Origin of the sequence: Lactococcus fujiensis JCM 16395, assembly GCF_002441655.1 — a bacterium.
Classification (GTDB): Bacteria; Bacillota; Bacilli; order Lactobacillales; family Streptococcaceae; genus Lactococcus; species Lactococcus fujiensis.
In genome coordinates, this window is the sequence record NZ_JXJU01000009.1 from 1 (window position 1) to 17,919 (window position 17,919).

Annotated in this window: 17 protein-coding genes and 1 pseudogene; 1 reads left to right on the plus strand and 17 read right to left on the minus strand. The window is 37.5% G+C overall.

Annotated features, from left to right (window positions below; all coding sequences use genetic code 11):
• The 16 genes and pseudogenes from RT41_RS07450 to RT41_RS07530 all read right to left on the minus strand — a co-directional run.
• Nucleotides 1-358, minus strand: a 358-nt coding sequence (locus tag RT41_RS07450; protein WP_180752700.1) for an Ig-like domain-containing protein, incomplete at its 3' end; no start/stop codon positions are given.
• Nucleotides 359-578: 220 nt separating this feature from the next.
• Nucleotides 579-818 carry an exodeoxyribonuclease VII small subunit gene (locus RT41_RS07455; RefSeq protein ID WP_054639299.1) on the minus strand — a complete coding sequence of 80 codons (240 nt, stop codon included), beginning with the start codon at nt 816-818 and terminating at the stop codon, nt 579-581.
• A 214-nt stretch (nt 819-1,032) separates the two neighbouring features.
• On the minus strand, nt 1,033-2,286 hold the full coding sequence (gene xseA, locus RT41_RS07460; protein WP_096818726.1) for an exodeoxyribonuclease VII large subunit: 1,254 nt from the start codon (nt 2,284-2,286) through the stop codon (nt 1,033-1,035).
• 140 nt (nt 2,287-2,426) lie between these two features.
• On the minus strand, nt 2,427-2,795 hold the full coding sequence (locus RT41_RS07465; protein WP_219524946.1) for a zeta toxin family protein: 369 nt from the start codon (nt 2,793-2,795) through the stop codon (nt 2,427-2,429).
• Between the two features lie 165 nt (nt 2,796-2,960).
• Nucleotides 2,961-3,830 (minus strand): bifunctional methylenetetrahydrofolate dehydrogenase/methenyltetrahydrofolate cyclohydrolase, encoded by an 870-nt coding sequence (locus RT41_RS07470; RefSeq protein ID WP_054639300.1) that lies wholly within the window; start codon nt 3,828-3,830, stop codon nt 2,961-2,963.
• 106 nt (nt 3,831-3,936) lie between these two features.
• Entirely contained in the window at nt 3,937-4,365 is a 429-nt protein-coding gene (locus tag RT41_RS07475; RefSeq protein WP_054639301.1) for a Spx/MgsR family RNA polymerase-binding regulatory protein, read from the minus strand.
• Nucleotides 4,366-4,555: 190 nt separating this feature from the next.
• Nucleotides 4,556-5,659, minus strand: a complete 1,104-nt coding sequence (gene alr, locus RT41_RS07480; RefSeq protein ID WP_096818580.1) for an alanine racemase — start codon at nt 5,657-5,659, stop codon at nt 4,556-4,558.
• A 52-nt stretch (nt 5,660-5,711) separates the two neighbouring features.
• Entirely contained in the window at nt 5,712-6,071 is a 360-nt protein-coding gene (gene acpS, locus RT41_RS07485) for a holo-ACP synthase (protein ID WP_054639302.1), read from the minus strand.
• 145 nt (nt 6,072-6,216) lie between these two features.
• A complete protein-coding gene (locus RT41_RS07490; RefSeq protein ID WP_054639303.1) occupies nt 6,217-7,317 on the minus strand; it encodes a glycosyltransferase family 2 protein in 1,101 nt (366 codons plus the stop codon).
• 335 nt (nt 7,318-7,652) lie between these two features.
• Complete coding sequence (locus RT41_RS07500) at nt 7,653-8,252, minus strand: hypothetical protein (RefSeq protein ID WP_096818583.1); 600 nt, start codon at nt 8,250-8,252, stop codon at nt 7,653-7,655.
• Between the two features lies 1 nt (nt 8,253).
• On the minus strand, nt 8,254-9,585 hold the full coding sequence (locus RT41_RS07505; RefSeq protein ID WP_180752701.1) for an FAD-dependent oxidoreductase: 1,332 nt from the start codon (nt 9,583-9,585) through the stop codon (nt 8,254-8,256).
• A gap of 266 nt (nt 9,586-9,851) precedes the next feature.
• The gene (pepV, locus tag RT41_RS07510) at nt 9,852-11,270 is read right to left on the minus strand and encodes a dipeptidase PepV (RefSeq protein WP_096818587.1); all 1,419 of its coding nucleotides are present in this window, start codon (nt 11,268-11,270) and stop codon (nt 9,852-9,854) included.
• A gap of 67 nt (nt 11,271-11,337) precedes the next feature.
• Entirely contained in the window at nt 11,338-12,426 is a 1,089-nt protein-coding gene (gene mutY / locus RT41_RS07515; protein ID WP_096818731.1) for an A/G-specific adenine glycosylase, read from the minus strand.
• 149 nt (nt 12,427-12,575) lie between these two features.
• Nucleotides 12,576-14,534, minus strand: a pseudogene (gene uvrC, locus RT41_RS07520) (excinuclease ABC subunit UvrC); the annotation flags it as partial.
• 89 nt (nt 14,535-14,623) lie between these two features.
• A complete protein-coding gene (locus tag RT41_RS07525) occupies nt 14,624-15,307 on the minus strand; it encodes a VIT1/CCC1 transporter family protein (RefSeq protein WP_054639309.1) in 684 nt (227 codons plus the stop codon).
• Nucleotides 15,307-15,993 carry a VIT1/CCC1 transporter family protein gene (locus RT41_RS07530; RefSeq protein ID WP_096818591.1) on the minus strand — a complete coding sequence of 229 codons (687 nt, stop codon included), beginning with the start codon at nt 15,991-15,993 and terminating at the stop codon, nt 15,307-15,309. The genes RT41_RS07525 and RT41_RS07530 overlap by 1 nt, the downstream gene beginning before the upstream one ends.
• A gap of 150 nt (nt 15,994-16,143) precedes the next feature.
• Here RT41_RS07530 and RT41_RS07535 point away from each other — a divergent pair, with 150 nt between their 5' ends.
• Entirely contained in the window at nt 16,144-16,542 is a 399-nt protein-coding gene (locus tag RT41_RS07535) for a Fur family transcriptional regulator (RefSeq protein WP_096818593.1), read from the plus strand.
• Nucleotides 16,543-16,608: 66 nt separating this feature from the next.
• Here the strand turns inward: RT41_RS07535 and rpsA are convergent, their stop codons facing one another.
• Nucleotides 16,609-17,838, minus strand: a complete 1,230-nt coding sequence (gene rpsA, locus RT41_RS07540; protein WP_054639310.1) for a 30S ribosomal protein S1 — start codon at nt 17,836-17,838, stop codon at nt 16,609-16,611.
• Between the last annotated feature and the right edge of the window lie 81 nt (nt 17,839-17,919).

Below are 17,919 nucleotides of genomic sequence, written 5' to 3' on the forward strand. Positions count from 1 at the left end.
CACCGCCACTCGCCTGGCTGCTCGGGATCGTTACTGTCCAGTTGCCATTAGTACCAACTGTCGCAGTCTGCGTTGTCGTACCGTCTGGATCTGTCACCGTGACTGTGTCACCTGAGACACCTGTTCCTGAGACGGTGCCTGACGCGGCCGTCGTAATCGTTGTCGCTGCGACTGTGGTTGCGGCATAGGCCACCGTCGGCGAACTGACTGCTGTCAGCGTGGCTGTTCCCGCACCAATAAATGTGAGTGCCGAAGCTGCATAGAGCCAATTTTTACCTGACTTCCATTGACGAAAATGAGTAATTTTCTTTCGTGTTATTTTGAATCTTGGTGACTCATGCAAACTACTATACTTCATTCTCACCCTCCAATACTCATGTTGTTTGTTTGTTTGTTTGTTTGTTTGCATAAAGCCTCCCTCTTTTTACTATAGCATAATATAATCTTTGTATTTTTTCAATTACACGAATATTTCAATTTCGATTAAATTTATACAAATTGAATCAAAAAAAAAATAAGAAATCATGAGCTAAGCTCATGATTTCTTATTACGTTTCTTATTTTCATTACTTCTCATATCAATAGTTTTTTTGTTCTGGTGAAAAATCAGCTTCTGTATCATCTTTTCCAACAATTTTGACTAAGGTCTCTTCAGCTTCATTCAGCGTTTTTTTCAATTTATCGGACAAAACCATCCCTTTTTGAAATTCTGTTATGGCATCTTCAAGTGCGACATCACCTGATTCTAATTTTCTAACAATCATTTCTAATTCAGTCAGGTTATCTTCAAATTTTGCGGTTTCTTTTTTTGTAGGCATGATTCACTCTCCAAACATTTTTTAACTTTCATTTTTCATGAAATTTTCATCAAATTCTAATTCATTTTGATCAAAAACAACGGTGTTAATTCCACATAAGGACATAAGAGCGTTACTTCTTCATTTTTATTGTCCTTTAGAGACAGAATTTTCTTGTTGACAATAACTGTTGACAATACAAAAATTCTTTCTAAAAGTGAAATTAAAATTCTTCTTATTTCACCTCTGCTGACACCTGACCATCAAACAGCGAAATTTCAATAGCTTTCCCTGGATTGACGTCTTTCACACTTTTAATAATTTTCCCATTTTTATCAGAAACAATGGAGAATCCTCTCGCTTTTATCTTAGAAATATCTAATAAAAGTAAATTTTGATAAGCACGATCTAATCGGAATTTTCGTCGTTCAACAGTTCTGGAATAAGCGGGTACCAACTGACCGGAAATAAGTTCAAATCGGTGTTGTCCCTGATCAACTTTTTGTTTGGTCAGTACTGACAAACGTTCGGTCAATAGATCAACTTTTTGAATATGCCCATCGTAGAGGCGCTCAGGTTGCCGAAATACGACCGAATGTGTTAATTTTTCCAATTTTTCACGTTTGAACATGATTAAGGCTTTTAAACGGTTTAACATTCGATTTTCTTGCTCATTTGACCAGGCGAGTAAATCAATTTTCGTATTTGGTGTAGCTAATTCAGCAGCTGCGGTTGGTGTCGCTGCACGTGCATCAGCAACAAAATCGGCTAAGGTCACATCTGTTTCATGCCCAACCGAACTGATGATTGGAATATGTGATTCAAATATCGCGCGGACAACGATTTCTTCATTAAAGCCCCATAGGTCCTCAATTGACCCACCACCACGACCAATAATCATCACATCAAAATCACCGCGTTCATTGGCTCGCCTAATATTCGAAGCAATTTCTTCTGCCGATCCTTCTCCTTGAACCTTTGTCGGATAAAGAACAATTTCTGACATTGGAAAGCGTCGTTGAATCGTTGTAATAATATCCCGGATAACAGCTCCAGAAGGTGAAGTGACAACTGCAATACAATTAGAAAATTGAGGCAATGCTTGCTTAAAACGAGTTTCAAAAAGTCCTTCAGCTGATAATTTTTTCTTCAACTGCTCAAATTTGACTGCCAAAGCTCCAATTCCGTCTGGAACCATTGTTTCAATATTAATCGAATAAGAACCAGAAGGCGCATATAATGAAACCCGTCCGACGACTAAAACCTTCATACCATCTTCAAGTTTAAAATCTAATTTGCGAAATTGTCCTGCCCACATGTTCGCCTGTATCACTGCACCCTCGTCCTTAATGGCAAAGTATTGGTGATTCGGCCGCTGGCGAAAATTAGAAATTTCCCCCGTCAAATAAACCCGTTCCAAATATGGATCACGAGAAAATTTAGCAGCCAGATATTTAGTTAATGTTGTTACTGTTAAATATTCTGTCATAATTCCCAACTTACATCATAATGTTTATCAATCAAGTGATAAGGGAGCTTATTCTGTTCACATCCCTCTTGAAAAGCTTGATTATTTGCGATGAGTAATGCTTTACTTAAGTAAGATTCATCCTGACGTTGTTCTACTTCTTAGGCGAATTTTTTGATGTCCTCAAAATGATTTTCGATATAATCTTTAGACATGACGATGAAATACGATTTGATTTGACCTAACATATCCTCAGAAAAATCATTTTGCCAATCAAAGGGGATATAAATTCCTTCGACAATCAAATTTTGCCGATTCTCAATCGCTGTTTTAATGATTTCTTTGACAATTTTCCAGAGAAATGGGCGGAGTGCCCCATCATCGCTCACCGAGAGTTCAGTCGTACCACTCCGAATCAGCCCCATTTTCAATAAATCAATTGACAAACATGAATAACTTGTCTGTTTAATTAATTTTTGTGCCAAAACTGTTTTACCTGTATGTGTTGCCCCGGAAACTAATAATATCACTATAATATTTTCTCCAAAACATAAATTTTAATCGTTTGTTTTTATGTTAAACCCACTCAAAAATAGGTTGTAAATTAAAACGATAAGTAGATGGCCTGTATAAGGGCAATAGTCTAATCCAGCTGAAAAGAAAAGTGCGCCAAAAGGAACGTCTAAATCTATTAATTATTTATTCGATGAGTATGAGTTATTATTTTCACTCATTTCAGCAGACCTAATTGTCTGTTCCATCAGCATGGTAATCGTCATTGGTCCCACACCACCAGGCACTGGGGTAATCAAGCTTGCTACTTCTTTGACCGAATCAAAGTCAACATCGCCACAGAGTTTTCCATTTTCATCTCTGTCCATGCCAACATCAATAACAACAGCACCTTTCTTAACCATATCAGCGGTGACAAATTTGGCTACACCAATGGCTACGACTAAAATATCGGCTGCTTTTGTCAACTCAGATAAATTTTTTGATCGACTGTGCGCAATGGTCACCGTTGCATTCGCCATCATCATGAGTTGTGCAATCGGTTTACCTACAATATTTGATCGTCCAATGACGACTGCTCGTTTCCCCGACAAATCAACATCATAATGTTTAAACATCGCCATGATGCCTGCTGGTGTACTTGGTACCATGACCGGATTTCCCGCCCAAAGTCGCCCCATATTCATAGGATGAAAACCATCGACATCCTTTTTAGGATCAATAGCGAGGAGTACTTTTTCTTCTGAAATATGAGCAGGCAATGGTAATTGTACCAATATCCCATTCCATTGTTCATCTTGATTATATTGATCAATTAGAGCAAGTAATTCACTTTCACTCGTCTGGTCTGGTAAGCGAACAACTTTTGAATTAATTCCCAGTCTTTGTGCTGTGCGTTCTTTATTTCGGACATAGACTTGACTAGCCGGATCTTCGCCCAACAAAATAACGACCAATCCAGGAACAACTCCCTTCTCACTTAATTTTTCAACTTTTACTTTTAAATCAGCTTGCATTTGAACAGCCAATGCTTTTCCATCAATAATTTTCATACTTTAAGTATATCACAAAAAAATAAAGCCTTTCAATTTTCCACGTCATTATTGTCTCCTGTTTCTAATTTTTTTAAATTAAAACAAGTAAATCATTTTACTTGTTTTAATCTACTTTCGACAAATGCTCATCCAAATTTTCTTTAATCTTATCGGTTGCTACTGTGAGTTCAACCTGACGAATTTCTCTTGGGAGAAATTTGCGAATGTCATCCTCATTATACCCCACCTGCAGTCGTCGGTTGTCCAAAATCAACGGGCGACGCAATAATGTCCTATTTTTTTCAAATATCTCAACTAATTCATTTAGAGAGAGTTGTTCAAAATCAAGCTGCAACCTATGGTATGCACGACTACGTGTTGAAATAATTTCTTCAGTTCCGTTATCTGTAAGCGACAAAATTTGTAGGTAATCGGCCCGACTGATATTGTCTGTCAACAAGTTCACTTCTTCATATTCTAAATGATGAAGTTCCATCCACTGCTTTGCTTTTTTACATGAGCTACACGAGATTACGGTATAGATTTTTACCATAGTCTTTCCCTCACTTATTTTTAATGTTCTAATGTTTTTCTCATTTATTTATAATCTTATTATAACATAGCATAATATTAAGTAAAGGGGGATCGTCAATTTGTAAGCTTTTTTAACTTTTGTGTAATCAAAAGAAAAAGTCTGTTTAATTACAGACTTTTTCATTTTATTGATTAAATTTTCTCATTTGTTACTTGTATTCACGATAGATACGATCGGAAAGTAAACACAGAATTTCATAATTAATGGTGTGGCGCCATTCGGCAATTTCTTGTGCCGTAATTTCTAATTGACCTTCACGACCAATTAATGTTACGGGAGTTCCAATAGGGTATTCTTTTTCCAGTTTTATACACATTTGATCCATGGAAACCCGGCCGATAATTTCACAATACTGACCATCCACAATCACATGAAAACCTTGCATCTCTCTGGTCCAACCATCAGCATAACCAATTGACACCGTCCCGACGACAGTATCTTCACTCGCAGTATAAGTGGCACCATAACCAACAGTATCTCCCGCCTGAATGGTTTTCACATGAGTCAATTCTGATTTTAATTCAAAAGCAGGCTCCAGATCAAAAGGTAAGTCTAAGGCTCTACCACTCGGATTAAGGCCATACATTGAGACCCCTAAACGTTCGATATCTTGAACTTGTTCTTTATGCCAAAGTCCAGCTGCCGAATTTGTCGAGTGAACAAATTGAGGACGACGGTTCAATCCAGCCACAATTGAAGCAAATTTTTCTTTTTGTTGTATATATTTTGTCGTATCCACTTCATCTGCAGTTGCGAAATGTGTAAAGATCCCATCAAACAGGATACCACTTTGATCAGCAAGGTCAATCATAGCATTTGCCTCAGCAGCATCCCGAACACCAATTCGCCCCATCCCAGAATCCACTGCAATGTGAATTTTTAGGCCTTGATAATTCGTTTTTTGTGCAACAATCAATTTTAACCATGCCAAACTGGGAGCAGTCAGCGTAATATTCAGACTGGTAGCAATATCTGCATTTTCAGGAACGATTCCTGATAAAACTAAAATGGGTTTTGTGATTAAATGATTTCGTAATTCGATCGCTTCATCGAGATTGGAAACGCAAAATCCGTCAACTAATTCGTGAACACTTTGAGCTACTGGAATCGCACCATGTCCATAAGCATTGGCCTTAACAACCGCATATAATGCGGGCTTTGCTCCAATGTGTTGGCGCATTTTTTTTACATTATTTTGAATCGCAGTCAAACTAACGATGGCTGGCGTATGACGATGGGGAGAAGATTTCATTTAAACAATCCTACTTTCTTCTTTGTGGGGATAAAATTAAAAAGTGATTTTTTTAATTATTTTCTAGAACTACGAAAGCAACAGCCTCAAGGTTACTGTGTGAAATAGTTAAATGAACGAGTCCCTTAAATGGGTGCTTAGAAAAATAAGGTTTTCCTAACTGGTCATTTTCAATTTCCAAATCGTGCATGCCGAGTTGGCGTCCAAAACCAGTTCCATAGGCTTTTGAAAAAGCTTCTTTCGCTGCCCAACGACCAGCTAAAAATTCAACTTTCCTTTTGGATGAAGAAAATTGATTAAACTTGACCATTTCTTGGTCCGTCAATACTTGTTCGACAAACCGTTCTGAGCGAATCATCGCATTTTCTATTCTTGAGAGTTCGACATTGTCGACGCCGTTTCCGTATATCATGTTCTCTATTATAGCACACCCAAAATATAAATTAATATTAAATTACATTTTGCAAAAAATTTTCTCAAGGGAAATTATCGTTTCTCTCAATCAAAAAGTACAGAAAAAAAACGGAGCTACAGTTCCATTTTTTGTTCAAATAAAATTAAGTGTGTTGCCACTTAGTATTTCTGCCACGAGTTTTTAGATATTCCAATAACGCAACAGTGTAAAAATAAATCAACATCAGCGAATATACAAATTCAGGAATGTACAGGGCAGCAACAATCCTTCCTCGCCAGCCGGTTTGCCAAACTGTCATGACTTGTGTCAGAACATAAACCCCAAATAAGAAAATTGTATACATAGGGACACTTGATTTTATCATGCCCATCATTGAAAATATTATACTGAGAACAAATATCCCAAGTACAACAGGCACCATTGCCATCGCAATATAAAGCCCAATTTGTTGAAACCAATAAATGGAAATCATCCAAAGTGGCATTTGTAAACCGTAGGCTCCGATATTTTGCAATGCTCCTAAGTACCAACGTTTTCTTTGGGCATGAAGACTTTTAAAGTCTTCCATAACATCGGTGACCGAGAAAATACCACAATGAGGAACAGAGTAGCCCACCACTAACATCGCCAATGTCAATTCATTGTCCTCCGTCAGACTGTCCACGTCATAATAACCCTCTCCCTTCGGGAGGATTTTCCCCACAAGACGAGCTGCTTTAATTTTTTTAATGGCCTCCCAACGGATCAGGCTTGCAGTTCCCGAAAGCACGAAAACTTCTGGTCGATGAAAGGCAATTAAGCCATAACGCGCATATTCCATTGCCTGTAATGTTCCAATGATTGTTTTAGACTCTCGACCGACAAAAATTGAACTCACACCTCCAACATCCACTTCTTCAAGCATTTTAAGCTCTGCTCTTTCAATAAAATTATCCTCAAGAATAGTGTCGGCATCCATGACTAAAATAGCTGGATTGTTTTGTTTTTCGAATTTACTTGCTAGTTCATCGAGTGCGAAATTAAGCGCACCTGCTTTCTTTTTTTTATTTTCTCCAGGCATAACAAGCACTTCTGCACCAGCATTCCAAGATTGCTCTGCAGTATGGTCAGTCGTATTATTCGGAATGACCACGATATGATCTGGTTGGCGCGTTTGCCGATAAAGACTTTTGAGCGTATGAGCTATCGTTTCTTCTTCATTCCACGCTGGAATAAGGACTGTAATGATTAGATTTTCTGCCATTTTGAATATCAATTCCGAGATGATTTGATAAAGTCATATGAACAAGGAGCTACCAAATAAGGAAAGGGCATCTCATCTTATCTCATCTCATTAGTATTTTTTTTATTTTGGTGAACTGATTTTATTTACTTTTTAATTCATCACTTACGTTTTTTGTATTATCAAATTTAAAAATGAGTTTGCCATTAAACGTCCACTTTAGATGCCGTCTGTGATCACTTGGCGAAATAACGTAATCAAGTGCTAGTCGCGGACCAAATTTAAAAAGGTGTAATACGATGCCAATATTAATAAGGATTGAAATAATCATTGAAAATTTGTAAATTAATTGCATATTAGAACTCAATTCCTAGGTAAAGTACTTCTCGATCAATAACATTTTCTTTAGAAATATCTTTTAATTCCATTTCAGTGTGGGCCAAATCATCTTCAAAAAGACCAATTGCTTCATTCAGGAATGAGGCCTGGTTATTTTCAAAATACCTCAGCAGAATCGTTAAGACTTGGATGCTTAAATATTGTCGAGGAATATAAGATTCTTTAATATCTTTACTCAATAATAGATTTGTATTGTCTCGGTTAATTTCATCGATTTTTTCTTGTGAGTTATTCAGTCGTCTTTCAAAATTCGCTCTTCTAAATCTGGCAAATAGTGGCGTATGCCAAAGTAAAACACATGTGATGTACGTCAAAACAAAGATTGAAACGACACCCATAAGACTCGATAAAGTAGAATTTTTTATTATTCCAGTCAGTAAAAAGCCCCAAGCTACAAAAAATGAAATGACGCCTGCCACGATTTCAAAATTGAATTGAACTCTTTTTTTGATTTGCTCTGAAATTTCTCGCCTTTCGATACTTTTAAGTTCGATTTGTTGCAATTCAGACAACACCATCCGGCAGTATGCCTCGGTTACACCCTTATCACTATTCATCTTATCTTTCTTCTTTCTCATAAATGAGTGCAGCTATGATTCTTTGAATTCCTCGTACATCCTGGAAACCATGTTCAAAGTAAAAGTCGGTATCTGCAAATTCATCGGTCGTCATATGGTTAGTTATCGCAATCGATAAGCTATTCACATAGCTATTAATGTTTGGAACATCGCCTACAAATTGTGCGCCTAAAATTTTATGTGTCTCTTGGTCATAAGTTAGCCAAATATTGTAACCCACTTTGTGAACTTTTGCATTATGATAAAAAATTTGAGCAGCTTTGTATCCCGCTGCAACAGATTTTTCAAATGTGATTCCCGTTGTTGCAATAATCAAGTCATCCATATCAATTGATAATGTCATTTCAGAAGACATAATTTCTTTTCGTGGCTCTATCAAGTTGCTTATCACAATTTGACCGGTTCGCAGCGCATCTGAAGCATGTGGAACATAAACCCCTTGATCTAATAAATCACAATAGGTTTCAGCACAGTCTCCAATTGCAAAAACATCTTTAAGACTCGTTTGTAAAAATCGGTCAGTTTTGATCGCCCCAGATTTTCCAATCTCAACTTGATTTCGTAAGAGTGCAACATTAGGTCGAAAGCCTGCTGAAAATATTACAATCTCGGTCAAAATTTCGCCTGAACTTGTTTTAGTTTTTATATGTTTTTTAGCTTTTTCAAAAGAAACAGCCATTTCATTCTTTCGTACTTCGATCCCTTCCGATTTCAAAATCTCTTCAAGTTGATCAGAAGCACCATGGTCAAAATAATGAGTCATGATTTTATCATGTTTTTCTACAAGAACTACTTTAAGTCCTCTTTTTTTTAGAATTCGTGCTAACTCTACTCCTATTGAACCACTCCCAAAGATAACGGCGGTTTTTCCTTTTTTAACCACTCGATTTAAATCAAGTGCAGATTTCAAATCTTTTAGAACGAACAAATTATCTGGTTCAGGGCCTAGGATGATTGGTAAGACTGGATAAGAACCTATGGCCATGATCAACTTATCCCAATGTTCTGTATAACTCATCCCATTTTCTAAATTAATATAGGACAAAACATGTTCCTTACCATCAATGGATTGAACATCCACACTTGTATTGACAATGTAACCAGCATTCCTCAAAGCGACTACAGTCGTGTATTGGCCTGAATCCAAACGTAATCGATCTTGATCAAGGATGTAGAATAGGGTATTTTGGGAAATGAAACTGATTTGATTTTTCTTTTCATATAAAACAATTTCTGCATCAGGATACCTTTTCTTTGCCTCAGTTGCTGCGCTAATTCCCGCATGAGATGCGCCAATGATTGCAATTCTCAACTTTTTGCCCCTTTTATTCAATTTATAAAACCATTTACTGTCTATACGCAAATTTGTAATTTTAAGATTACGCTTACATTCTATCACTTTTTTTAATTATTGGCAAGAAATATTCTCCATTTAATCTTTTTTTGGGAGGGCTTATTTTAATAAATTGATCAAAAGATTGTCCTTCGATTCCGTGCATATCTAGCATCGCTTTATCAATCTTAACACTCATCTGACGGCCCAGATTACACAAAAAAACTGCCTTCCGGCAGTTTTTATTATTTAGTTAATTCATAAATTGCTTCCGCATAAATGACGGCCGCTTTGAAGATGTTTTCAACAGGTTTCATTTCATTAGCTTGATGCATTGAATCAGGTTCTCCTTCAAACATTGCACCATAGGCAACACCACGTTTTAGCAAACGACCAAATGTACCACCACCAATAATAGTTTCGTAACCTTTAAGACCTGTATGTTTTTCATAAACATCAATCAAAGTGGAAACAAGTGGATCTTCCATCGGAACATAATGAGGCGTGTGGAGGTGTTCGGACAATGTCACATCATCAACCCCATCAATGGCTTTTAAGATTTCTTGCATGCGTTCTGGACTATTGCCTTGAGGGAAACGGAAATTAAGAGCAATTGTTCCTTCTGTTGCTTCATCATATGTCCAAACTCCTGCATTCATAGAAGTATTTCCCATCAAATCATCAACATAAGCAACACCCAATTTTTCACCTTCGTGGTCTTCAAGCAAAATTTCGGATGCAATTCGTAGGTAGGCAGCAGCTCCTCCACCAAAATTATAGCGGTTCAAGAACAAAGCAAGGTAAGTTGCACCGTTAATTCCTTTTTCAGGCATCGCACCATGTGCAGCACGTCCATGAAGGGTAATCGTAGCTTTATCACCATTTTCTTCAAGATCATATCTGAGGTTTTTATCTGCATACTCAGAAATGAATTGGTCAAGTTGACCTTTCAAGTCTTTAGCTCCAGTAATTACAGCCGTTGCTGATTCGGGAACCATATTTTCGGCAAGCCCTGCAGTAAAGCTATTCAAAATTACTTCACCATCATTTTTCCCTACAAAATGAAGATACTCAGTGATATTCCCTTTTTCACCATTGATAATTGGGAATTCAGCATCTGGTGAAAAGCCAAATTCTGGTAGCGGCAATTCACAATGGTCAAAGTAGTAATCCATGTCAGCCCAACCAGTTTCTTCATTGGTACCAACGATGAAACGGATTTTCTTAGATAATGGAACATTTAATTCTTTAAGGATTTTGAGCCCATAGTAACAAGCCATTGTTGGTCCTTTGTCATCTGATGCACCACGGGCATAAAGATTTCCTTGACGAATTTCAGGTTCAAATGGGTTTGAATCCCAACCAGCACCTGCTGGAACAACGTCTAAGTGACCAATGATTGCGAGTGTTTCGGCATCTTCTTTAGCCCCATTTTCATAAACAAAATGTCCAGCATAATTGTCGTAATTTTTTGTTTCGTAACCATCACGTTTTGCGATTGCTAGGAAAGCATCAAGGGCTTGACGAGGGCCAGGTCCAAATGGATTTTCAGCATTCGCATGAGCTTTATCTTCTGCTGAATTGATGCGTAAAAGCGTGAATAAATCTTCCATTAGTGCATCTTTACGTTTTTCAACTTCAGCATTAAAATCAATTGTTGCCATATTTATCTCCTTGAAATAGTAGTCACTTAACATTATACCAAAAAATCAGACGTTAGTCTGAGATTTCCTAATTTTTGTTTAAGATTTCAAATAATTTCACTTGAGGACCTGCTAGTGGAATTTGGCTTAAATCTTTAATCCACTTCTTATTTTCATCCAATAAAAGCTCCGAAACCTCGAATTTTTCTTCAATTTGGCAAGAAAATAAAGCAATGTTCCATTTCTGATGTGAAAAGACGTGTTTGTAATTACTAACGAAATTTATTTTTCCAATAGATTCCGATATTTTTGGCCGCTTGGATGTTCCGTCAGTACTGGCTTGATTGAATTCTGCTTTTGTCAATTCAGTCATCGGGAATAGCCACATGTCCGCCAAAAGCCCCTGTTCAGGTCTTTTTTCGAGATACCATTCACCAAGTGAATTTTGGGCAGCAAACGCAGCAAAAAAATGTTCTGTTTGCTTTATTTTTTTCGTTTTAACAGGAAAATTGAGTTGGGTGCCTTCTTTATAAGCTTGGCAATATTGATTTAAAGGACAAATTTCACAACGTGCAATTTTTGGCGTGCAAATTTGTGAGCCAATATCCATCAGCGCTTGATTGAAGTCACCAGGCCGCTCACTACTGATCAGTGGGCGCAGCACTTCATCGAATGATTTTCGCGCATTAGATTTAGAAATATCCGAATCTAATTCAAATAAGCGACTTGTCACGCGCATCAGATTCCCATCTATCGCCGGTTCAGCCAAGTTAAACGAAATGGATGCAATGGCTGCTGCAGTATAGGGGCCAATTCCTTTTAGGGATAAAATATCCGTCAGATCTGAAGGAAATTGTCCATCAAAATCCCTGATCATTTGTTGTGCGGCTAACTTCAAATTTCTCACTCTTGAATAATAACCGAGTCCTTCCCACATTTTCAATAACTCAGCATCATCAGCTTGTGCTAAACTTTCGACAGTCGGATATTTTGTCATAAAGCGTTCATAATAAGGAATAACTGTCTCAACTTGGGTTTGTTGCGCCATTATTTCAGAAATCCAAATTTGATAAGGAGCCTTTGTTTTACGCCATGGTAAAGGTTTCTTATTTATATCATACCAATTTAATAATTGGATTTGGAAGTCCTCAATCTGACTGTCAGTTAATTTGTTCATATTACCAATTTTAACAAAATAACGCGAATTCTGTAAGTTTAAAATTTTACACATCCATAAAAAAAAATGGAGTTTCACTCCATTTTTTATTTTTCAACAGGCGTCTGATCTTTCAAAGATTCCCAATTCTCATTCACTTGAAATTCAGCCGATAATTTCTCTTTAACTCTCTTAGCAACATCATAAGGCAATCCAGCTTCAGCAATCTGTTCAATGGATGCCTGTTCCATTGCGGGTAAATTTTTGAAAGTGGTCATCAATTTCTGTTTGCGTTTTGGACCCAAGCCCTCAATACCATCTAATTTCGATGCAAATGTATTTTTTCCTCTGACTTGACGGTGAAAGGTAATGGCAAAACGGTGAACTTCATCCTGAATCCGGGTCAACAAAAAGAATTCTTGCGATTGACGTGATAAATCAACAATTTCCAAAGGGTCACCGAATAATAATTCACTCGTCTGATGCTTGTCATTTTTTTGCATGCCAGCTACTGGAATTTTTAAGCCCAGTTCTTTTAAGACTTTTTTGGCTATATTAACTTGTCCTGCTCCACCATCCATTGCAATGAGATCAGGTAATGGGGACTGTTCTCTCACTGCTCGACTATAACGTCTTGTCATAACTTCGCGCATTGAAGCATAATCGTCAGCACCGACTACTGTTTTTATTTTATATTTTCGATAATCTTTTTTACTCGGTTTACCATTAATGAAAACAACCATTGCCGAAACTGGGGACGTCCCCATAATATTTGAGTTATCAAAACTTTCAATTCTGATTGGTTTAGGAATCCCTAAAATTTCCCCCAAATTTTCTACCGCACCAGTCGTTTTTAAAACGTCACGTTCCGCTACATCAAATTTTAGCTGCAGCTGAGTTTGTGCATTTTTCATCGCCATATTTACTAATTGCTTTTTCTCACCACGACTAGGTTGTAAAATTTTTGTTTTGTAAGCCGTCTTATTTACTTTTTCGGCTTTTAATTCCTTGTCTAATTTGACTATGGATTGTTCAACATCTTGATCGGAAAATTTTACCATTTTTGGACTAAAAATCTGTTGACGCCAGACTTGGTCGGCTTTAACTTTCTGCTCACTCGTATCAATCAAGTTTGTCAGTGCTGATGAATCTTGAGAAAGGGCCGTAATCACCCCTTCGACTGATTCAATATCAATTCCTTGAGGGATAAAGATTTCTCTGGGCAATAAGTGATTGGCATTTTGATAAAATTGACCAAGGTAAGTTAAAAAATCTTCTTCAGGTTCATTATAATATGGAAACATATTGACATCGCGCTGAATCACTTTTCCCTGGCGAACAAAGAAAACCTGTACACACATCCACCCCTTATCAAAATAATAGCCAAAGACATCGCGGTCCTTTAAATCTTGATTCATTACGCTCTGCTTAGTCCGTAGAGTTCCAATGGCATTAATCGTGTCGCGGTATTCAGCAGCCTGTTCAAATTCCATCTTTCCAGCTGCTGTCGTCATTTTATCCTGTAAAGCTTGAATCACTTTTTGATCATTCCCTGTTAAAAATTGACGCACTTCTTCAGTCATTTCTTTAAAAACTTGGGGATCTGTGTGATTTACAACGGGACACAAACACTGATGAATGTGATAATAAAAGCACACTTTTTTTTCATTTAGTCCACACTTGCGAAATGGAAATATTCTATCCATTAGCTTTTTGACTTCATTTGCTGCCTTAACATCGGGATAGGGCCCAAAATAATTCGCTCCATCCTTTTTTACTTGACGAACAACGAGTAAACGTGGATATTTTTCGTTAGTTATTTTCAAAAAAGGATAGTATTTATCATCTTTTAATAGGATGTTGTATTTAGGTTTGTAACGTTGAATTAAATTAATTTCAAGGACGAGCGATTCAATATTCGAACCGACCACAATCCACTCTAAATCCTCAATCTCACTTACTAAGAGTTCTGTTTTTGTGTTATGAGACCCGTGAAAATATGACCGCACACGGTTTTTCAAGTTCTTTGCTTTCCCAACATAAATTACTGTCCCATTTTTGTCCTTATGGAGATAACAACCCGGATTATCAGGTAATAATTCTAATTTTGCTCTAATCGTGGAATTCATAAAGCTATTATACCACCTCTTTCTTTGTTTTCTAAAAAAATATTCCTGACTTATTAAAAAAGACTTTTCATGATGAAAAGTCACATTTATTAACCAAATAGTTTACCAATTCCATAATGAATAGCAATAGTGATCAAGCCGATGATGATATTTCGTAGAACAGCCTTTTTCACGAAACCATCAGATAATTTAGCACTGATGTAACCCGTTAGAGAAAGCGCGACAACGGTCGCCAAAATTGTAACTGGGAATTGTAAATTTCCTTTTACGAATAGCATCGTGACCATGGGAAATAAACCGGCGATACCAAAACTAAAAAAAGAAGACCAGGCTGCTTGAAATGGGCTTGCATAATGTCCCAATGAAATGTCATATTTAGTTGCTAGCACTGTTTCGAGAGGCTTTTTATTCAACAATTCATCCGCTATCTCTTCCGATGTTTCAACAGAAATTCCTTTTTCTTGATAAAAGTTAACTACGAATTGACGTTGACCCTCAAAGTCAGTTAATAATAAGTCTCTTTCCTGCTCGACAATTGCTTTTTCACTGTCGGACTGTGAGCTCACCGAGGCATATTCACCTGAGGCCATCGAAAATGCGCCAGAAACCAAATTGGCCAAACTCGATATGAGTAATGCAAAGGAACTTCCTGACACTGCTGAAACTGAAAATAAGACACCAACAACGGTCAAAATTCCATCATTTGAGCCTAAAACACCTGCACGAACAGAATTTAATTTCTCATCCATGGTCATTTTTGATTTCTTACTCATCACAAACCTCCTTGTCTAAATAGGTAACCGACAAAGTAGGTCACAGCCATTGTCAATAGACCCGCAAAAACGTTTCGAATAACTGCGTGTTTTTTATCAGCGCCATTTAATCTAGCTGCTGCATACCCTGTCAAAGCAAGTGCAATAAGAACCGCAATAAATGTTGCGAACATATTCCAACCAGTTGGTAGAAACGAAATAGCGAGCATCGGTAACAAGGCACCAGTTGGAAAAGCCAACATCGAGGCTACAGCTGCCCCCTTTGCACTTAACTCATTCCCCAAAGTAAAACCATGACGTTCACGAACCGTAGTTCCTAAAGCATCCTGATTCATCATTTCCTTGGTTGCCTTTTGCGCTAATTCAGCAGAAATGCCAATCTCTTTATATTTTTCGAGCACATAATTGAATTCTTGGGCATAATTATTTTCAAGTGCAATCGATTGATCATGCGCTGCCTTTCTTTGAGCATCTTGTTGCGAACTGACTGAAACATATTCGCCCATCGCCATACTTACCGTTCCAGCTAATGTTCCGGCAAAACCGGCAAGTAAAATTGTACCCATATCCGATGTTGCACTTGCAACACCCAACACAATACCAGCAATCGAAATGATACCGTCATTTGCGCCCATCACACCGGCACGAATAATATTATTTTTTTGTAGTAAACTTTCTTCTTTCAATCTGTCTCCTTTTAGAACTATTCCAGCCCTACTTTAGAATGATTCTAGTTATATTTTAGAATCATTCTAATTAAATGTCAAGTCATTTGAATCAAAAAACTTTTCGTGCTATAATTAACGTAATAAGACAGTTAAAAGGGAGGAATTAAATTGGATAAAGATTTAAAAGCACTATTGCAATCTCATCAATTAAAAATCACTTCCCACCGATTAGTCATTTTGGATTATTTAATGACTCATGAGACTCATCCAACTGCCGAAAAAATCCATGAAGATTTACCAGACATCAGTCTGGCAACAGTTTATAACACACTTGAAAAACTGGTTGAAAGTGGACTCATCATCGTGATTAATGTGAATGGGACACGTCGATATGATTATTATGGTGAGCCTCATTATCATGTCATTAATAAAACAACTGGCGAAATATTTAATGTTGATAATTTTGATTTTCGTCCACTAATAAACGCAGCTCGGGAAGCAAGTGATCTCCGAATCACGGGTTTTAAAGTTGAAGTTTTTGGTGAAAGCAAGATAAAAGAGGACTAGTCCTCTTTTTTTTACTAAAATTTTTGAACAAAAAAAGACGCCAAAGCGCCTTTGATTTTATTCAAATTATAAATCGTTGATGTCGAAATCGTCACCAAGGAAATCAGCAAGTGAGAATCCTTCTTGTGTTTCTGGCAATTCGTATGAAGGTTTAGCAGCTTTACGTGGAGCACGTGGTTTACGATCACGTTTTTCACCGTCTTCATTATTGTTACGACGAGCTGGACGTTCTGGAGCTTCTTCAAGTGCTTTGATAGAAAGGCTGATTCGTTGTTCTTCAGGTTTAACATCAAGAACTTTCACGTTAACAACTTGACCTACTTTAAGCACATCTTTTGGATTTTCAACACGTTCCCAAGAAATTTGTGAAACGTGAACAAGTCCTTCAACGCCTGGGTAAAGTTCAACAAATGCACCAAAGTCAGTCAAACGTTTAACAGTACCTTCTACAGTAGAACCAACTGGTGCTTTTTCTTCAACTTCTTCCCAAGGACCTTTTTGAGTCGCTTTAAGAGAAAGTGAAAGGCGTCCAGCTTCTTCATCAAGTTTCAAGATTTTAACTTGAACTTCATCGCCAGGTTTAACAACGTCTGAAGGACGTTTAACACGGCTGTGGCTCAATTCTGAAACGTGAACAAGTCCGTCGATACCACCAAGGTCAACGAATGCTCCGAAGTTAGTAACACGTGATACTGTTCCTTCAACGATGTCGCCTTCTTGAAGTTGTGCAAATGCTTCTTTTTTAGCTTCTGCTGCTTCAGCTTCAACTACTGCACGACGGCTAAGAATAAAGCGATTTTCTGACGCATTAACTTCGATGATTTTAGCTTCAATTTCTTCGCCAACAAATTTCTTAGTGTCTTTTACGAAGTAAGTATCAATCATTGAGGCAGGGATAAATCCACGTACGCCGTTATAATCTACTGAAAGTCCGCCTTTAACATCTTTAGTAACTTTAACAGTTACGATTTCGCCTTCTTTGCCTTCAAGAGCAGTCCAAGCTTTACGGGCTTCAAGACGTTTCAATGAAAGAAGGTAGACATTTGCGCCTTCTGCATCTTTACCAACGATTTGCTTAATAACAAGCAAGTCAAGGACATCACCTGGTTTAACAAATGTATTGATGTCAGCATCGCGGTCGTTTGTGATTTCGCGAAGAGTAAGGACACCTTCAACTCCTGTACCAACGATAGCAACTTGTGCTTGACCGTCTTCAACAGAAAGGATTTCGCCCTTAACGACGTCGCGTACTTTAACGTCTTCAACGCTGTTTAATAATGTTTCAAATTCGTTCATTTGTAAAAAAAATTCCTCCAACAATTTGGCTGGCACACAGCCATGAACTGTATTATATCATATTTTAATGGAAAGGGAAAG

Excerpts from the sequence above, each read along its gene's own strand:
- RT41_RS07455 (WP_054639299.1), bottom strand. The coding sequence starts at position 818 with ATGCCTACAAAAAAAGAAACCGCAAAATTTGAAGATAACCTGACTGAA.
- xseA (WP_096818726.1), bottom strand. The coding sequence starts at position 2,286 with ATGACAGAATATTTAACAGTAACAACATTAACTAAATATCTGGCTGCT.
- RT41_RS07470 (WP_054639300.1), bottom strand. The coding sequence starts at position 3,830 with ATGAAAATTATTGATGGAAAAGCATTGGCTGTTCAAATGCAAGCTGAT.
- RT41_RS07475 (WP_054639301.1), bottom strand. The coding sequence starts at position 4,365 with ATGGTAAAAATCTATACCGTAATCTCGTGTAGCTCATGTAAAAAAGCA.
- alr (WP_096818580.1), bottom strand. The coding sequence starts at position 5,659 with ATGAAATCTTCTCCCCATCGTCATACGCCAGCCATCGTTAGTTTGACT.
- acpS (WP_054639302.1), bottom strand. The coding sequence starts at position 6,071 with ATGATATACGGAAACGGCGTCGACAATGTCGAACTCTCAAGAATAGAA.
- RT41_RS07490 (WP_054639303.1), bottom strand. The coding sequence starts at position 7,317 with ATGGCAGAAAATCTAATCATTACAGTCCTTATTCCAGCGTGGAATGAA.
- RT41_RS07500 (WP_096818583.1), bottom strand. The coding sequence starts at position 8,252 with ATGAATAGTGATAAGGGTGTAACCGAGGCATACTGCCGGATGGTGTTG.
- pepV (WP_096818587.1), bottom strand. The coding sequence starts at position 11,270 with ATGGCAACAATTGATTTTAATGCTGAAGTTGAAAAACGTAAAGATGCA.
- mutY (WP_096818731.1), bottom strand. The coding sequence starts at position 12,426 with ATGAACAAATTAACTGACAGTCAGATTGAGGACTTCCAAATCCAATTA.
- RT41_RS07525 (WP_054639309.1), bottom strand. The coding sequence starts at position 15,307 with ATGAGTAAGAAATCAAAAATGACCATGGATGAGAAATTAAATTCTGTT.
- rpsA (WP_054639310.1), bottom strand. The coding sequence starts at position 17,838 with ATGAACGAATTTGAAACATTATTAAACAGCGTTGAAGACGTTAAAGTA.